The organism is Micromonospora sp. GCM10011542 (assembly GCF_042650685.1).
Lineage (GTDB): Bacteria > Actinomycetota > Actinomycetes > Mycobacteriales > Micromonosporaceae > Micromonospora.
In genome coordinates, this window is the sequence record NZ_JBHSBO010000058.1 from 727,809 (window position 1) to 743,393 (window position 15,585).

The following is a 15,585-nucleotide window of genomic DNA, read 5'->3' on the forward strand; positions in this document are numbered from 1 at the left end:
CCGCCTCCGGTCCACCGACGAGCGCCCACCCCGGTGTGACGTCTCCGGCCTAGTCACGCGTCGTAGTCGACCGTGAGCTTGTCGGTGGTCGGGCTGGACTGGCAGGTGAGCACGTAGCCGGCGGCCACCTCGTCGGGCTCCAGGGCGTAGTTGCGGGCCATCGACACCGCGCCGTCGACGACCTTCGCCTTGCAGGTCGAACAGACCCCGCCCTTGCAGGCGTACGGCAGCTCGCCGCGCACCTTCAGCGCGGCGTCCAGCACCCGCTCCTCGCGGCCCATTGTGAAGCTCGACGACCGGCCGTCCAGCACGATGGTGACCTCCGCTCCGGCGCCCGGTTCGTCGCTGGGGCGGCGCACCGGCTCCGGCGGCGCGTCGACGTGGAACAGCTCGGTGTGCACCGCGGACTCGGGGAGCCCGCGCGCGGTCAGCACGTCGCGGACGTCGATCACCATGCCGTACGGGCCGCAGAGGAACCACTCCTCGATGACGTCCCCCGGCACGATGGTGTCCAGCAGCCGGCCCAGCCGATCGGCGTCGATCCGCCCGGACAGCAGCGGCGACTCGCCCTGCTCGCGGGAGAGCACGTGCACCAGGTGCAGCCGGGTGGGGTACCGGTCCTTCAGATCGGCCAGTTCCTCGGCGAACATGACCGTGTTCGCGGTGCGGTTGCCGTACACCAGGGTGAAAGTGCTGGCCGGCTCGACGGCCAGGGCCGCGGCGACCAGGCCGAGCACCGGGGTGATGCCGGAGCCGGCGACGACCGCGCCGTAGTGGCGGACCCGCTCGGGCGTGAAGGCCGTGGTGAAGTGGCCCAACGGCGGCAGCACCTCCACGGTGTCGCCGCCGCGCAGCGCACCGCAGGCGTACCCGGAGAAGGCGCCGCCCGGGATCTCCCGCACCCCGATCCGCAACCGGCCGTGCCGGGCCAGGTCGTCCGGAGTGGAGCAGATGGAGTACGACCGGCGCACGTCGGCGCCGTCCGCGCCGACGGCACCGGGCAGCCGGAGCGTGAGGTGCTGACCGGCGCGGAACGCGAAGGTCTCCCGCAGTTCCTCGGGTACGGCGAAGGTGACCGCCACGGCGTCGTCGGTGAGCCGGTCGACGGCGGCGACCGACAGTGGGTGGAAGACCGGCCGGCGACGGACCGGTCGGGTGATGGTGACTGTCACAGCGCCTTCACGTGGTCGAAGGGTTCGGAGCAGGACCGGCAGCGCCAGAGCGCCTTGCACGCGGTGGAGCCGAACCGGCTGACCTGCTCGGTCTCCGGCGACCCGCAGAGCGGGCAGCGGACCGCGAGGGTCAGCGGCACCGCCGTGCCGGTGCGTACCGGAGCCGGCGGGGCGATCCCGGCGGCGGCGAGTTTCGCCCGCCCGTCGTCGGAGATCCAGTCGGTGCTCCACGGCGGGCTGTAGACCGTGCGGACCTCGGAGTCCGGGTGGCCGGCGGCGGCCAGCGCCCGGCGGATGTCGGCCCGGATCACGTCCATCGCGGGGCAGCCGGTGTAGGTCGGTGTGATGGTGACGGTGACCCGGCCGCTGGCGGGATCCTCGTCGACCGCCCGCAGGATGCCCAGCTCCTCGATGGTGACCACCCGGATCTCCGGGTCGACCACGCTCGCCACGGCCGCCCTCGCGTCGGTCGACGCGCGCTCGTCGACCGCGAGGCTCCGCTGGGCCGCTCCGGGCGCGCTCACCAGCGTGCTCCGGGATGGGCGCGGTGCAGCACCTGCATCTCGGCGAGCAGGTAGCCCAGGTGCTCGGTGTGCACGCCGTCCCGGCCGCCGGCCGGCGCCCAACCGCCGTCCGGACGGGTCACCGTGGCCTCGTCGAGCACCGCGGCGACCGTGTCGTCGAACGCCGGCCGCAGGGTGGCCGGGTCGACCGGCGCCTCGGGTTCGGCGGCGAAAAGTTCGTGGACGTACGGCCAGACCTGCTCGACCGCGGCCTGCATCCGGCGGTGCGACTCCTCGGTGCCGTCGCCGAGCCGCTTCACCCACAGCGCGCTGTGGTCGAGGTGGTACGCCGACTCCTTGCGGGCCTTGGCGCCGATCGCGGCGAGCCGCTCGTCGGCACAGCCGGCCAGCGCGGTGTAGAGCGGCAGTTGGTACGCCGACAGGAAGAGCAGCTTCGCCATGGTCACCGCGAAGTCGCCGTTGGGCAGCTCGACCAGCAGCGCGTTGCGGAACTCCCGGTCGTCGCGCAGGTAGGCCAGCGCGTCCTCGTCGCGGCCGGCGCCCTCCAGCTCACCCGCGTACGACAGCAGCAGGCGGGCCGCGCCGAGCTGGTCGAGGGCGATGTTGGCCAGCGCGATGTCCTCCTCCATCTCCGGCGCGCGGGTGGTCCACTCGGCCAGCCGCTGCGCGGCGATGAGCGCGTCGTCACCGAGCCGGAGGGTGAAGTCGAAGGGGCCGTTCACAGGTGGGCCACCCCGTCCGGCACGTCGTAGAAGGTGGGGTGGCGGTAGACCTTGTCGGCGGCCGGGTCGAAGAAGGCGTCCTTCTCGTCCGGGCTGGACGCGGTGATCGCGGCGGCCGGTACGACCCAGATCGACACGCCCTCCTGCCGCCGGGTGTAGAGATCCCGGGCGTTGCGCAGGGCCAGTTCGGCGTCGGGCGCGTGCAGGCTGCCGACGTGGGTGTGCGACAACCCGCGCCGGGCCCGCACGAAGACCTCCCAGAGAGGCGAGTGTTCGGTACTCACGCGGCAACCTTCTCCTTCGTTCCGGCTCGCTTGGCGGCGTACGCCGCGGCGGCCTCGCGGACCCACGCGCCCTCGGTGTGCGCGGCCCGGCGGCGTGCCATCCGCTCCCGGTTGCACGGCCCGTCGCCCTTGATCACCCGCATCAGCTCGTCGTAGTCGGGCTGGGTGTAGTCGTACGCCTGCCGCTCCTCGTTCCAGCGCAGGTCCTCATCGGGAAGGCGCAGCCCGAGGATCTCGGCCTGCTGGACGCACATGTCCACGAAGCGCTGGCGCAGCTCGTCGTTCGAGAAGCGCTTGATCTTCCACGCCATCGACTGGCCGGAGTGGGTGGAGTCGCCGTCCGGCGGGCCGAACATGGCCAGCGACGGGTACCACCAGCGGTCCACCGCGTCCTGGGCCATCGCCTTCTGCGCGTCGGTGCCGTGCGACAGAGTGTGCAGGATCTCGTAGCCCTGCCGCTGGTGGAACGACTCCTCCTTGCAGACCCGGATCATCGCCCGGGCGTACGGGCCGTACGAGCAGCGGCAGAGCGGCACCTGGTTGACGATCGCGGCGCCGTCCACCAGCCAGCCGATCGCACCCATGTCGGCCCAGGTGAGGGTCGGGTAGTTGAAGATCGAGCTGTACTTCTGCCGCCCGTCGAGCAGCAGCCGGACCAGCTCGTCGCGGCTGATGCCGAGGGTTTCGGCGGCGGCGTACAGGTAGAGCCCGTGGCCCGCCTCGTCCTGCACCTTGGCCAGCAGGATCGCCTTGCGCTTGAGCGACGGGGCCCGGCTGATCCAGTTCCCCTCCGGCTGCATCCCGATGATCTCGGAGTGGGCGTGCTGAGCGATCTGCCGGATCAGCGTCCGGCGGTACGCCTCCGGCATCCAGTCGCGCGGCTCGATCTTCTGGTCGGCGTCGATGACCTCGGCGAAGTACGCCGCGAGGTCCTCGTCGGGCGCGGGCCCGCCGCGCCGCTGCCGCGCCGCGGCCGCGCGCAGGTCGGCCTCCGCCGCCTCGACCTCGCCGAGCAGGCCGCCGCCGGGTGCGTCCTCCGGCGCGGAGAAGTCGTTGCCATACATGAGGACAAGTGTTACAGCTTGCGCCCCGTTGCGCCAGGGGGTGTAACAGGAAACCCGAGTCACCTTCCGTCACGAATGGGCGCCTCGCAGCTACCCACCGCTACGACGGCGGCTATGACTTGGCTCACGCAGGGAACATGAATGCCCCCACAAGCGGCATACCGGTTCGATATCCCGCCTTCACAGCAACGTGGCAGGTGTCGGGTTCTAGCGGTCGGCCGGTTCGGACGTAGACTTCTGCCGGTCACCCGATCGGCTGCCGACGATCGCCGGCTCCACAGAGGCCCTCCCCCGGCCTCGGCGATCGCACCGATCCGCCCGGACAACAAGCCGGTCCCCCCGGCCCTGACATCTGGAGCTCACCCAACTCATGCGATCCCGCGTGACCATGGTGCTCGCCGTCGTGGCGGTCCTGCTCGGTGGCGTCCTGATCGTCCCCGCCGCGTACGCCCGGCTCGCCGGTGACGACGCCAGCGGAGGCGGCGGAGGCGGCGCCGGGAGCGTCGCCGCGCCCGCGCCCACTCCACCGCCACCTCCCACGCTGGCCCCCGGCCCGGTGTCGGTGACCTTCAAGGGCGAGTACTTCTCCTGGGCGCTCATGGACCGGCAGACCGGCAAGATCTCCGGCTCGTCGAACATGGCCGCGCCCAACTCGACCGAGTCCATGATCAAGTCCTGGTTCGCCGCCGACTACCTGCGGCAACTCGGCGAAAAGCCGCTCTCGGTGGCCATGAAGAAGAACATCACCACCGCCATCCGGGACAGCAACGACGACGCGGCGAACGCCCTCTACGCGGCGGTCGGCAGGTCCGGCACGATCAAGCGGATGATCAGCACGTGCGGGCTGACCGACACGAAGCCCGGCAATGTGCCCGGCTACGTCGGCTGGTGGAGCTTCACCCGCATGTCCCCCCGGGACGCCGTCCGGCTCGGCGACTGCATCGGCGACGGCAAGGCCGCTGGCTCGAAGTGGACCCCCTACCTGCTGGACGAGATGAGCAAGGTGCGCGGCACCGCCGCCGCCAAGGACCAGAAGGCCAGGCAGGGCGGTGGCCGCTGGGGGATCATCGATGGCCTGCCCAAGTCGATCACCGCCCAGGGCCCGGTCAGCATCAAGAACGGCTGGACCCAACTGGGCTACGACGGCAACTGGCATGTCAACTGCCTCGCGATCACGAGCAAGTGGAGCCTCGCGGTGATGCTGCGCTACCCAGCCAAGAGCCCGCTGAGCTACGGCGCGCAGGTGTGCGCCAGCGTGGCCACCCAGTTGGTCACCCCGCAGCCGGGCGCCGCGCTCAAGGTGCCGCAGCAGCCGGTCGGCAAGCTCTGATGGCGGGCAATCGCCGGGCTGCCCGGCGCGGCGGCAACGAGGCGTCCCCGCTGCGGCTGATCGCCATCGCGGTCATCCTGATCGGGCTGGTGCTGGTCTCGCTGCGACTGCTGCCCGGCTCGCCGTTCGAGTCGTCCGTCGCCGCCAGATGGGGCGACTCCGGGACCAGCAGCGACCGGTCCACCGGTACGCCCACCGACCGCAGAGCCCGGCAGCCGGCACCGCAGCCGAGCCCCAGCCCCTCGCTGGAGCCGCTGCCGTTCCAGGCCAAGGACCTCAAGCTGGACATCGAGGGCTGGTACTCCTGGAGCGTGCTGGACCGCCGCACCGGGAAGATCATCGGCTCGAAGAACATGGCCGAGACCAACACCACCGCGTCGATGATCAAGTCGTGGATCGTCGCCGACTACCTGCGCCGCGCGGCCGACGACGGCCAGACCCCGAGCGACGCCAAGCTCTCCGACGCGACGAAGATCATTCGGGACAGCGACAACACCCGGGCCGAGCAGTTCTACAACTCGGTCGGCCGGTCCGCCTCGATCAAGCGGCTGATCTCCATGTGCGAGCTGACCGACAGCAGCGTCGCCGCCGACGGAGGCTGGAGCCGGACGGCCCTCTCCCCCCGGGACACCGCACGGCTGGGCAACTGCATCGCCACCGGCACCGCCGCCGGGCCGAAGTGGACCAAGTGGCTGCTCAACGAGATGCGGCTGGTCCGCGGAGCCGGTGACTTCGGCATCCGCAAGGCGTTCCCGGCCGCCGAGCAGAAGCAGATCGCCATCAAGAATGGGTGGATCGACCGGACCAAGGAGCAGGAGATGCACATCAACTGCCTGGCCGTCGGCGACACCTGGACGATGGGCGTGATGGTCCGCTACCCGATCGGCATGGGCTACGAGTACGGCATGGACAACTGCGAGAAGATCACCAAGGCGCTGCTCCGCCCCGGTGTCTGATCCACGATCTCGTCCAGCGCCGGCGTCTCCCGATGGGGAACGCCGGCGCTTACCACGTCCGGCTGCCGGTGCCCGGCAGCGACCGGGTACTCAGCCGGCGAAGAACTCCGGGCCGCCCTCGGGCAGAGCCGGGGCCTCACCCAGCGCCGCGGCCCGTCGGCCGAACTCGCGCAGACCGGCGACCTGCCGGTCACCCAGGGAGAAGTCGAGGGTCCGGAAGTACGTCGCCAGCGTCTCGGCGTCGAACGGCTCCCACCGGGCCGCCGCCTCGGCGACCTGGTCCAGCTCGGCCAGGCAGAGGTCGCGCGAGCGCAGGAACGCCTCGTGCACCTCCTTGACCAGGCCCGGGTGGGCGGCGGCGAAGTCGCGCCGGACCGCCCAGACCGCGAAGACCATCGGCAAACCGGTCCACTCCCGCCACGCCTGCCCGAGGTCGGTGACCGCCAGGCCCCGGCGCGGCGCCTCGTAGAGGGCGCGCAGCGCCACGTCCCCGATCACCACCCCGGCGTCGGCCTCCAGCAGCATCTGCGTCAGGTCGGGCGGGCAGCGGAAGTAGTCGGGCCTGACCCCGTACCGCTCGCCGAGCAGCAGCTGGGCCAGCAGCACCCCCGTCCGCGAGGTCGAACCGAGCGCCACCCGGGCGCCGTCCAGCTCGGTGAGCGGCTTGGTGGAGACGACGTTGACCGAGAGCACCGGACCGTCGCTGCCCACCGCCAGGTCCGGCAGCAGAAGGAGTTCGTCGGCGTGCCGCAGGTACTCCACCAGCGAGATCGGGCCGATGTCCAGGTCACCGGCGACCAGCGCGGTGTTCAACCGGTCCGGCGTGTCCTTGTGCAGGTCAACGTCGAGCAGGGCACCGGACCGCATCAGACCCCAGTAGATCGGCAGGCAGTTGAGGAACTGGATGTGCCCGACCCGGGGACGTGCGATGCGCTCAGCCATGACCCGACCGTATCTCCGGCCTCCGGCGCCGGCTCGGCGGGCCGTCCGGGAGTGGCCAACCCCGCATCCACACCACTCGACCGGTGCTGTCGCGGGCCACGCGCGCAGGGCCGAAAATTGTCGTACATCTGTTCTATCGCAGCTTCATGTTGGGGGCGTTGGCGCGGGCGGGCGGGGCAGTCGACGACTGCGCCGAGGCCGCCCCGTGGGCGCTCTCCGACGAGGAACTGCTCGCGTCGCTCGGCACGGCGCACGCGGTGGCACAGCGGCTGGCCACCGTGCAGCTCGGCCTGGTTCGCGAGGTGGATGCCCGCGGCCTGGCCGTTGCCCGCGGCGCGTCGTCCACCGCCGTGTGGCTGCAGGAGCGGCTCCGGGTCTCCGGTCGATCCGCTCGCCAGCTGGTCGAGCTCGCGGCCACCGTCGATGCCGCGCCAGCGGCGGTGGGGACGCCATGCGCACCGGCGCCATCACCGTCGAGCAGGGCCGGGTGGTGGCCGAGACGATCGCGGCCCTCCCGATCGAGGCAGGACCGGAGGTGGCGGACAAGGCCGCCTAGCTGCTGATCACCTGGGCCGACCGGTTCGACCCGGGCATCCTGCGTCGCCTCGGGGAGCGCATCCTCACCCACGTCGCGCCCGACCTGGCCGACCAGGCTGAACTGGCGCTGCCGGCTCCGCCTGCAACGCGTGCGCTGCGCTGGGGCCGGAGCAAGCTCGTCGGCTCAACGACACGCCGCATCGAACGGGTGGCGGCATGGGTAATTCGCTGGAAGGTGGTCGAGTGGGAGCGTAAGGTTGCAGGCCGCTTGACGGCCGAGGTGAGCTGCACCGTAACGGACGTCCCCGCGCCGGGCGGGCGGCCATCCGCCCCCGGACACGCGAGCGAGCAGCAGATGTGAACGATTGGACGTCAGCGTGCCCGCAGTTGACCTTGACACCGAACTCGACACGGATCTCACGGCCGAACGCCAGCATCTGGCCACTTCCCGGGCGGCGCTGGGGCGGATGCGGGAGCGCGCCGAGGCGCTCTTCGCCACCGGCGACCAGGTGGCCGGCGACGCCTACGCCGCCGAGACGCTCGGGCGCACGCTGGCCCGCCGGGTCGCCGAACTGGCCGATGATCCGACCACCCCGCTCTTCTTCGGCCGCCTCGACTTCGGCGGAACCGCCGACGACACCACCGACACCGACGACGCCTCCACCGACCGCAGCAGCAGCAGCAGCGCCCAGTCGAGCACGCCCGGCGACACGGGCAGCAGCCGCGCGAGCGGCGGCGGCGGTGACCATGCCGGGCGGCGGTACCACGTCGGGCGGCGGCATGTCTCGGACGAGCGGGGTGAGCCGTTGGTGCTGGACTGGCGGGCGCCGGTCTCGCGGTCGTTCTACCGGGCCAGCGCGCGGGATCCGCAGGGGGTGGCGGTCCGACGCCGGTTCGGCTTCAGCAGCGGGGTGCTGACCAGCTTCGAGGACGAGCGGCTGGACCGGGGTGAGGAACTGGGCACCACTAGCCGGATCCTCACCGCCGAGATCGAGCGCCCGCGTGTCGGGCCGATGCGGGACATCGTCGCCACCATCCAGCCCGAGCAGGACGAACTGGTGCGGGCCGACCTGGCCGACTCGATCTGCGTGCAGGGCGCGCCGGGCACCGGCAAGACCGCGGTCGGCCTGCACCGGGCGGCGTACCTGTTGTACCTGCACCGCGAGCGGCTGCGCCGCGCGGGCGTGCTGATCGTGGGGCCGAACCGGGCGTTCCTGTCGTACATCGCGGCGGTGCTGCCGGCGCTGGGCGAGGTCGAGGTCGAGCAGGCGACGGTGGAGGATCTGCTCTCCCGGGTACCGGTGCGGGCGGTCGAGCCATCGGCCGTCGCCGCCCTGAAGCACGACGCGCGGATGGCCGCCGTGCTGCACCGTGCCGTGCAGGCGCACATCGGTACGCCCACCGAGCCGATCACCGTCTCGGACGGCTCGTTTCGGTGGCGGATCGGGTTGGAGCCGCTGCACCGGATCGTCGAGGAGACCCGCCGGGAGGGGTTGGCGTACGGCACCGGCCGGGAACGGGTGCGCGCCCGGGTGGTGGGCCTGCTGCAGCGGCAGGCCGAGGCGCGCCGGGCGGAGTCCCCGAGCGACGCCTGGCTGCGCCGGATGGGTAAGTCCCGGCCGGTGACCGACCTGCTGGACGCGGTCTGGCCGGCGCTCAGCCCGGAGGGGTTGGTGCACGGGCTGCTGGCCGACCCGGTCCGCCTGGCCGCCGCGGCCGACGGGCTGCTCACCGACGCCGAGCAGGCGCAGCTCCGCTGGCCGAAGCCGGCCCGTACCGCGAAGGCGACCCGCTGGACCGCCGCGGACGCGGTGCTGATCGACGAGGCCGCCGGGCTGCTGGAGCGGACCTCCGGGTTCGGGCACGTGGTGGTGGACGAGGCTCAGGACCTCTCCCCCATGCAGTGCCGGGCCATCGCCCGGCGCAGCGAGCACGGCTCGATCACCCTCCTCGGCGACCTGGCGCAGGGCACCGCGCCCTGGGCGGCCACCGACTGGCGGGAGTCCCTGGCCCACCTGGGCAAACCGGACGCGGTGGTGGTGCCACTGACCATCGGCTTCCGGGTCCCGGCGGCGGTGGTCGCGTTCGCCAACCGGCTGCTGCCGGAGCTCGCCGTGAACGTGCCGCCGGCCGAGTCGCTGCGGCGCGACGGTGGACTGGACGTGCGTACCGTGACCGACCTGACCGCCGCGACGGTGGCCGAGGTGCACGCGGCGCTCGCCCACGACGGCTCGGTCGGCGTGATCGCCGCCGACGACGCGGTGGACGGGCTGCGCGCGGCGCTGGGCGCCGCGGGCGTCGCGACCGCGACCGCCGACGACGTGGCCGCCGCGGCGCGCGTCACCGTGGTGCCCGCGACGCTGGTCAAGGGCCTGGAGTACGACCACGTGGTGGTGGTCGAGCCGGCCGCGATCGTGGCGGCCGAGCCGCGCGGGCTGCACCGGCTGTACGTGGTGCTCACCCGCGCGGTGTCTCGGCTCTCCGTGCTGCACGCCGAGCCGCTGCCCGTCCCGCTCCGCTGACCGTCAGCCGGCAGAGCCACCGGCCCCGCAGAGGGCACCCGAGCCGACAGCGCCGATCGAGCCTGTTCGCGTCCGGCCCAGCGAAGGCGAGCAGGACGTCGACCGGAACAGACACATAGGGGACAGCGGCTTTCGACTTTGCATCTTAAAGTGCTTTGTATGAACGACAACGACGATCTCCCCCCGGCTGATGCCGCGGCCGCGCTCCGCCTGATCGAGGACCAGCGGGCCGCCACGGTACGTCGGATCGCACCGGACCCCCGACTGGCCTACTGGCCATGGGGTGTCGCCTGGCTTGTCGGCTTCGGGCTGATCTTCCTGCGCTACTCCCCCGACGGCCGGGTGCTGGTCCGGCTGCCCGACTGGCTACCGCTGACCGTCCTCCTCGTTCTGCTCGGGGCCGCCGCGGCCGTCGAGGTGGTGGCCGGCGCGCGGGCACACGGCCGGGTGACCGGGGATTCGGCCCGGCGCGGCGCCTGGTACGGCTGGTCCTGGTTTCTGGGCTTCCTGACCCTGTTCGTGGCGCTGGCCCGGGTTTCCGGCCACCTGCCGCACGACCAGGCCCAGCTGCTGTGGTCGGCCAGCGCGGTCGGGCTGACCGGCGTCCTGTACATGGCCGGCGGGGCGGTCTGGCTGGACCGGGACCTGTTCCTCCTGGGCGCCTGGATCACCCTGACCAGCCTGGCCAGCACGCTCGCTGGTCCGGGCTGGCACGCGCTGTTGGTCGCGGTGGCCGGCGGCGGCGGGATGCTGGTCGCCGGCCTGCTCGCTCACCTGCGCTGGAGGCGGCGGCGGTGACCGACCTGGACCCGGTGATCCACGCGCAGGCCCGGCTACGGGTCGTGGCCAGCCTCTCCGCGCTCGCCGAAGGGGATCAGATGACGTTCCCCCGGTTGCAGGAACTGCTCGCGATGACCCCCGGCAACCTCTCCGTGCATCTGCGCAAGCTCGAGGATGCCGGCTACGTCGAGGTCACCAAGACCCACCGTGGACGGACACCGGCCACCCTGATCCGGCTGAGCCGGCGGGGCCGGCTGGCGTTCGAGGAGTACACCGAAGCCATCCGCGCCCTGCTCGATCCCACCCAGTCCAAGGAGTCGTCATGATCCTCGCCCGCGCCGACCAGGCCAGCCGCCGGTACGGTGACGTCCTCGCCCTCGATCGCGTCGATCTCGACGTCCGGGACGGTGAGCTGGTCGGCCTGCTCGGACCCAACGGCGCCGGCAAGAGCACTCTGCTGAACCTGCTGGTCGGCCTGCGCCGGCCCAGCTCGGGGCGGGTCGAGCTGTTCGGCGGCGACCCCCGCGACCCGGCGTCCCGGCGACAGGTCGGGGTCACTCCACAGGAGACCGGCCTGCCGGGCACCCTGCGCGTCGGCGAGGTCGTCGACTTCGTCTCGGCGCACTACCCGGACCCGGCGCCCCGGGGAGAACTGCTTGACCGCTTCGGCCTGGGCGATCTCGCCCGGCGGCAGACCGGCGGCCTCTCCGGCGGGCAGCGCCGTCGGCTGGCAGTGGCGCTGGCGTTCGTCGGCCGGCCCCGCCTGGTCCTGCTCGACGAGCCGACCACCGGCCTGGACGTGGCCGCCCGGCGCACGTTGTGGGACGCGATCCGGGCGTTCCACGACGACGGCGGAACGGTTCTGCTGAGCAGCCACTACCTGGAGGAGCTGGAGGCGCTGGCCCGCCGGGTGGTGGTGATCGGGCGCGGTCGGGTGCTCGCCGACGACACCGTGGACGCGGTGCGCGGCATCGTCGGCGTACGCCGGGTCAGCCTGGTCGCCGACCAGCTGCCCGAGCTGCCCGGCGTGGTCCGTACGGAACGGATCGACGGCCGGCTGCACCTGCTCACCACCGACGCCGACCAGCTGGTCCGGGCGCTGGTCAACGCCGGGACCGCCTTCGCCGATCTGGAGGTCCGGCCCACCTCGCTGGAGGAGGCGTTCCTCGCCATCACGACCGGGGAGCCGCCCGTCACCGGGGAGCAACCCGTCACCGCCACCGCCGGCGACCGACCCACCACCGTCTGAGGAGGCGACCCCCGTGCAGCTCGCCCTGGTCCACGCGCGCTACCAGCTCCTGGAGATCATCCGGATTCCGGTGGCCGTGTTCGGAAGCGCCTTCTTCCCGGCCGCCGCCATGATCTTTTTCGTGGTGCCGTTCGCCGGTGACGACCCGGCCGGCGCCACCCTCGCCACCGCGTCGATGGTCACCTTCTCGGTCATGAGCGCCAACATCTTCCAGTACGGCGTCGGCGTCGCCGAGGACCGCGACCAGCCGTGGAGCCCGTACACCCGGACCCTGCCGGCCGGGCCCGCGCCCCGGTTCGCCGGCCGGGTGCTGGCCGGCCTCGCGCTGACCTACCTCTCGCTGATCCCGGTCGTGGTGATCGGCGCGACGCTGACCGCAGCCCGGCTCAGCCCGGCGGCGTTCCTGCTGGCCGCCGGCACGGTGGCCGTCATCTCGGTGCCGTTCACGCTGATGGGGCTCGCCATCGGCTACTCGCTGCCGAGCAAGGCGGCGATCGTGGTGGCGCAGGTGGTCTTCCTACCGCTCGCCTTCGGTGGCGGCCTGCTCTCCGCACCGGGTCAGGCGCCCGGGTTCATCGAGACGATCGCACCGTTCCTGCCCACGCGGGGCGCGGCCGAACTGATCTGGGCAGCGGTCGGTGACTACCCGGTCCAGCCGCTGTCGCTGATCATGCTCGGCGTCTGGGTCGTGCTGCTCGCCGCGCTCGCCGGCTGGGCGTACCGGCGCGACGAGGGTCGCCGGTTCAGCTGACGATTCGTCCGTTTCCGCCCCGGGCCGCGGCCGGACGGTGCCAGGATTCCGGCAGGGGGCCGTGGTGGCCGCCCCGGCCGAGAGGGGTCTTGACGTGAGCACCGTCCCGCCGGGCACGCCCTGCTGGGCCGACCTGGCCACCCCGGACCTGGCCGACGCGCGGCGCTTCTACCCGGAGCTGTTCGGCTGGACCGGCCGGGTGGCGCCCGAGCCGGAGGCCGGCGGCTACACCGTCTTCCTCCTCGACGGCCGGTCGGTGGCCGGCGTCGGGCCGCCGGCCATCCCGGACCAGGTGCCGATCTGGTCGACGTACGTCGCCACCGACGACGCGGACCTGGTCGCCAGGCGGGTCGATCGGGCCGGCGGGCAGGTCGTGGTGCCGCCGTTCGAGGTTTTCGACCAGGGCCGGATGGCGGTCTTCGCCGACCCGGCGGGTGCCACGTTCAGCGTCTGGCAGCCGATGGCGATGCCCGGGGCCGAGGTGTTCAACGTGCCGGGCGCGATGAGCTGGAACGAGCTGGTCACTCCGGACCCGGAGGGCGCGAAGGTCTTCTACGAGCTGGTCTTCGGCTGGCAGCCGGACGACCAGCCGGTCGGCGGGATGACCTACACCGGCTGGCGGCTCGGGGAGCGGATCGTCGCCGGGATGATGCCGCCGCTGGCCGACGACTTCCCGGCGGACCTGCCGGCGTACTGGACGGTCTACTTCGCGGTGGCCGACGCGGACGCCGCCGCGGCCCGTGCCACCGAGCTGGGCGGGACCATCCTGGTGCCGCCTCGGAACATCCCCGCCGGCCGGTTCGCCTCGTTGCGCGATCCGCAGGGCGCGCTGTTCTCCATCATCGACCTCCCGGACTGAGCCGCCGGTCAGCGGGGGCGGACCGGGACGACCAGGGGACCGTGCTCGCCGTCGACCACCCGGACGCTGGCCCGGTAGTGGGTGGCCAGCAGGTGTTCGGTGAGCACCTCGCGGGGGGTCCCGGCGGCCACCACCCGGCCCTCGGCGAGCAGCACCATCCGGTCGGCGTACTCGCCGGCGACGGAGAGGTCGTGCATGGTGGCCAGCACGGTCAGCCCGTGCTCGCGGCGCAACTGGTCGACCAGCTCCAGCACCTCCTGCTGGTGGCCGATGTCCAGCGCGCTGGTCGGCTCGTCCAGCAGCAGCAGGGTGGCGCCCTGGGCGAGCGCCCGGGCGAGGAACACGCGCTGCCGTTCGCCGCCGGAGAGGGTGGCCAGCTCGCGCCGGTGGAACCCGGTGAGGTCCAGCCGGGTCAGCACCTCGTGCACCGCCTCCACGTCGGCGGCGGACTCCCGGCCGAGCGGCGCGATGTACGGGGTACGGCCGAGCAGCACGTAGTCCAGCACCGACATGCCGGGCGGCACCACCGGGGACTGTGCCACCGTGGCCACCACCCGGGCCCGGTCGCGGCGGCGCAGTGCGGCGCTCGGCGTACCGAACAGGGAGATGGCTCCCGGCGCGGGCAGCAGGCCACCGACGGCGCGCAACAGGGTCGACTTGCCGGCGCCGTTCGGGCCGATCACGGTAACCCACTCGCCGGCGGCGACGGTGAGGTCGACGCCGGTGAGGATCGGCGCGCCGTCCAGGCGGACGTGCAGCCCCCGGACCTCGACGGCGGGTCCGGCGGTGCGGTCCGGGTGAGCGGCGGCGGGGCTCACGTGAGCACCCGGCGGGCGGTACGCAGCACCAGCACGAAGAACGGGCCGCCGAGCAGCGCGGTGACCACGCCGATCGGGATCTCGGCCGGGGCGGCGGCGGTCCGGGCCACCACGTCGGTCAGCGCCAGGAACGCGGCGCCGAAGAGCAGCGACAGCGGCAGGATGACCCGGTAGCTCGACCCGGCGAGCAGCCGGACGGTGTGCGGCACGATGATGCCCACGAAGCCGATCAGGCCGGTGGCGGAGACCGCCGCGGCGGTGCCCAGCGAGGCGGCGGCGATCAGCAGATAGCGGGACCGCTGCGGGTGCAGGCCGAGGCTGGTTGCCTCGTCGTCGCCGACGGCGAGCACGTCCAACTCGCGGCGGTGCAGCAGCACCACCACGGTGGTCACCGCGGCGTACGGCAGCACCAGCAGCACGTCGTGCCAGCCGGCGGTGGCCAGCCGGCCGAGCAGCCACGAGTAGACCGGCTGGATGCTGTCCGAGTGCCGTTGCAGCAGGTACGTCTGGCCGGCGGAGAGGAACGCGGAGACCGCCACCCCGGCCAGGATCAGCATCGCCGGGGAGCGGCTCCGGCCGCCGGCGGCGCCGAGCAGGTAGGTCATCGTCACGGCGAGCAGCGAACCGGCGAAGGCCGCCAGCGGGATGGTCAGCGGTAGCCCGCTGATCGCGCCCGCCACGCCGACGCCGCCGAGGGCGATGACCGCGGTGACCGCGAGGCCCGCGCCGGCCGCCACGCCGAGCAGGTACGGGTCGGCCAGCGGGTTGCGGAACACCCCCTGATAGCAGCCTCCGGCCAGGGCCAGCAGCCCGCCGACCAGCAGGCCGAGCACCACCCGGGGCAGTCGCAGCTCGGTGACGATGGCGGTCTCCCGCTCGGTCAGCCCGCTGTCCAGGTGCACGCCGGGGATGAGGTTGAGCAGCTCGGCGGCGACACTGCCCGGGGGCAGGCTGACCGGGCCGAGGGACACCCCGGCGATCAGCGCGACGAACACGGCGAGCACGCCGGCGACGAGCCAGCGCTTGCGCAGCCCGGCGGGCCGGGCTGGGGACGGCAGCCCGCCGGCCCGGGCCG

The 15,585-nt window shown here is 72.9% G+C and carries 16 protein-coding genes; 8 read left to right on the forward strand and 8 right to left on the reverse strand.

Going from position 1 to position 15,585, the window contains the following annotated elements:
- Positions 1 to 53: 53 nt before the first annotated feature.
- From paaE to paaA, 5 genes are read right to left on the reverse strand one after another with little or no spacing between them, the layout of a single operon-like run.
- Positions 54 to 1,172, reverse strand: a complete 1,119-nt coding sequence (paaE, locus tag ACFOW4_RS24200) for a 1,2-phenylacetyl-CoA epoxidase subunit PaaE (protein ID WP_377531514.1) — start codon at positions 1,170 to 1,172, stop codon at positions 54 to 56.
- Positions 1,169 to 1,696: a 1,2-phenylacetyl-CoA epoxidase subunit PaaD gene (gene paaD / locus ACFOW4_RS24205; RefSeq protein ID WP_377531516.1), complete on the reverse strand. Its 528-nt coding sequence runs from the start codon at positions 1,694 to 1,696 to the stop codon at positions 1,169 to 1,171. The genes paaE and paaD overlap by 4 nt, the downstream gene beginning before the upstream one ends.
- Positions 1,693 to 2,418 carry a 1,2-phenylacetyl-CoA epoxidase subunit PaaC gene (gene paaC, locus ACFOW4_RS24210; RefSeq protein WP_377531519.1) on the reverse strand — a complete coding sequence of 242 codons (726 nt, stop codon included), beginning with the start codon at positions 2,416 to 2,418 and terminating at the stop codon, positions 1,693 to 1,695. Before paaC ends, paaD begins: the two co-directional genes overlap by 4 nt.
- Positions 2,415 to 2,702 (reverse strand): 1,2-phenylacetyl-CoA epoxidase subunit PaaB, encoded by a 288-nt coding sequence (paaB, locus tag ACFOW4_RS24215; RefSeq protein WP_377531521.1) that lies wholly within the window; start codon positions 2,700 to 2,702, stop codon positions 2,415 to 2,417. The genes paaC and paaB overlap by 4 nt, the downstream gene beginning before the upstream one ends.
- On the reverse strand, positions 2,699 to 3,766 hold the full coding sequence (gene paaA / locus ACFOW4_RS24220; protein WP_377531523.1) for a 1,2-phenylacetyl-CoA epoxidase subunit PaaA: 1,068 nt from the start codon (positions 3,764 to 3,766) through the stop codon (positions 2,699 to 2,701). The genes paaB and paaA overlap by 4 nt, the downstream gene beginning before the upstream one ends.
- A 370-nt stretch (positions 3,767 to 4,136) precedes the next feature.
- Between paaA and ACFOW4_RS24225 the strand changes: the two genes are divergently transcribed.
- Both ACFOW4_RS24225 and ACFOW4_RS24230 read left to right on the forward strand, forming a co-directional pair.
- Positions 4,137 to 5,096: a hypothetical protein gene (locus tag ACFOW4_RS24225; protein WP_377531525.1), complete on the forward strand. Its 960-nt coding sequence runs from the start codon at positions 4,137 to 4,139 to the stop codon at positions 5,094 to 5,096.
- Positions 5,096 to 6,052: a hypothetical protein gene (locus ACFOW4_RS24230; RefSeq protein ID WP_377531526.1), complete on the forward strand. Its 957-nt coding sequence runs from the start codon at positions 5,096 to 5,098 to the stop codon at positions 6,050 to 6,052. The genes ACFOW4_RS24225 and ACFOW4_RS24230 overlap by 1 nt, the downstream gene beginning before the upstream one ends.
- A 90-nt stretch (positions 6,053 to 6,142) precedes the next feature.
- Here ACFOW4_RS24230 and ACFOW4_RS24235 read toward each other — a convergent pair whose 3' ends face one another.
- Entirely contained in the window at positions 6,143 to 6,994 is an 852-nt protein-coding gene (locus tag ACFOW4_RS24235; RefSeq protein WP_377531529.1) for a menaquinone biosynthetic enzyme MqnA/MqnD family protein, read from the reverse strand.
- 914 nt (positions 6,995 to 7,908) lie between these two features.
- Between ACFOW4_RS24235 and ACFOW4_RS24240 the strand changes: the two genes are divergently transcribed.
- The 6 genes from ACFOW4_RS24240 to ACFOW4_RS24265 all read left to right on the forward strand — a co-directional run bounded on the left by ACFOW4_RS24240 (position 7,909) and on the right by ACFOW4_RS24265 (position 13,692).
- Positions 7,909 to 10,053 carry a HelD family protein gene (locus ACFOW4_RS24240; RefSeq protein WP_377531530.1) on the forward strand — a complete coding sequence of 715 codons (2,145 nt, stop codon included), beginning with the start codon at positions 7,909 to 7,911 and terminating at the stop codon, positions 10,051 to 10,053.
- A 159-nt stretch (positions 10,054 to 10,212) separates the two neighbouring features.
- The gene (locus ACFOW4_RS24245) at positions 10,213 to 10,851 is read left to right on the forward strand and encodes a transporter (RefSeq protein ID WP_377531532.1); all 639 of its coding nucleotides are present in this window, start codon (positions 10,213 to 10,215) and stop codon (positions 10,849 to 10,851) included.
- Positions 10,848 to 11,159, forward strand: coding sequence for a transcriptional regulator (locus ACFOW4_RS24250; RefSeq protein ID WP_377531533.1), 312 nt, complete (start codon positions 10,848 to 10,850; stop codon positions 11,157 to 11,159). Before ACFOW4_RS24245 ends, ACFOW4_RS24250 begins: the two co-directional genes overlap by 4 nt.
- Entirely contained in the window at positions 11,156 to 12,082 is a 927-nt protein-coding gene (locus tag ACFOW4_RS24255) for an ABC transporter ATP-binding protein (protein WP_377531535.1), read from the forward strand. The genes ACFOW4_RS24250 and ACFOW4_RS24255 overlap by 4 nt, the downstream gene beginning before the upstream one ends.
- 13 nt (positions 12,083 to 12,095) lie before the next feature.
- On the forward strand, positions 12,096 to 12,833 hold the full coding sequence (locus tag ACFOW4_RS24260) for an ABC transporter permease (RefSeq protein ID WP_377531537.1): 738 nt from the start codon (positions 12,096 to 12,098) through the stop codon (positions 12,831 to 12,833).
- A 94-nt stretch (positions 12,834 to 12,927) separates the two neighbouring features.
- Positions 12,928 to 13,692: a VOC family protein gene (locus ACFOW4_RS24265; RefSeq protein ID WP_377531539.1), complete on the forward strand. Its 765-nt coding sequence runs from the start codon at positions 12,928 to 12,930 to the stop codon at positions 13,690 to 13,692.
- 8 nt (positions 13,693 to 13,700) lie between these two features.
- Here the strand turns inward: ACFOW4_RS24265 and ACFOW4_RS24270 are convergent, their stop codons facing one another.
- Both ACFOW4_RS24270 and ACFOW4_RS24275 read right to left on the reverse strand, forming a co-directional pair.
- A complete protein-coding gene (locus ACFOW4_RS24270; RefSeq protein WP_377531540.1) occupies positions 13,701 to 14,510 on the reverse strand; it encodes an ABC transporter ATP-binding protein in 810 nt (269 codons plus the stop codon).
- Positions 14,507 to 15,568, reverse strand: a complete 1,062-nt coding sequence (locus ACFOW4_RS24275; protein ID WP_377531740.1) for a FecCD family ABC transporter permease — start codon at positions 15,566 to 15,568, stop codon at positions 14,507 to 14,509. Before ACFOW4_RS24275 ends, ACFOW4_RS24270 begins: the two co-directional genes overlap by 4 nt.
- Positions 15,569 to 15,585: the final 17 nt, after the last annotated feature.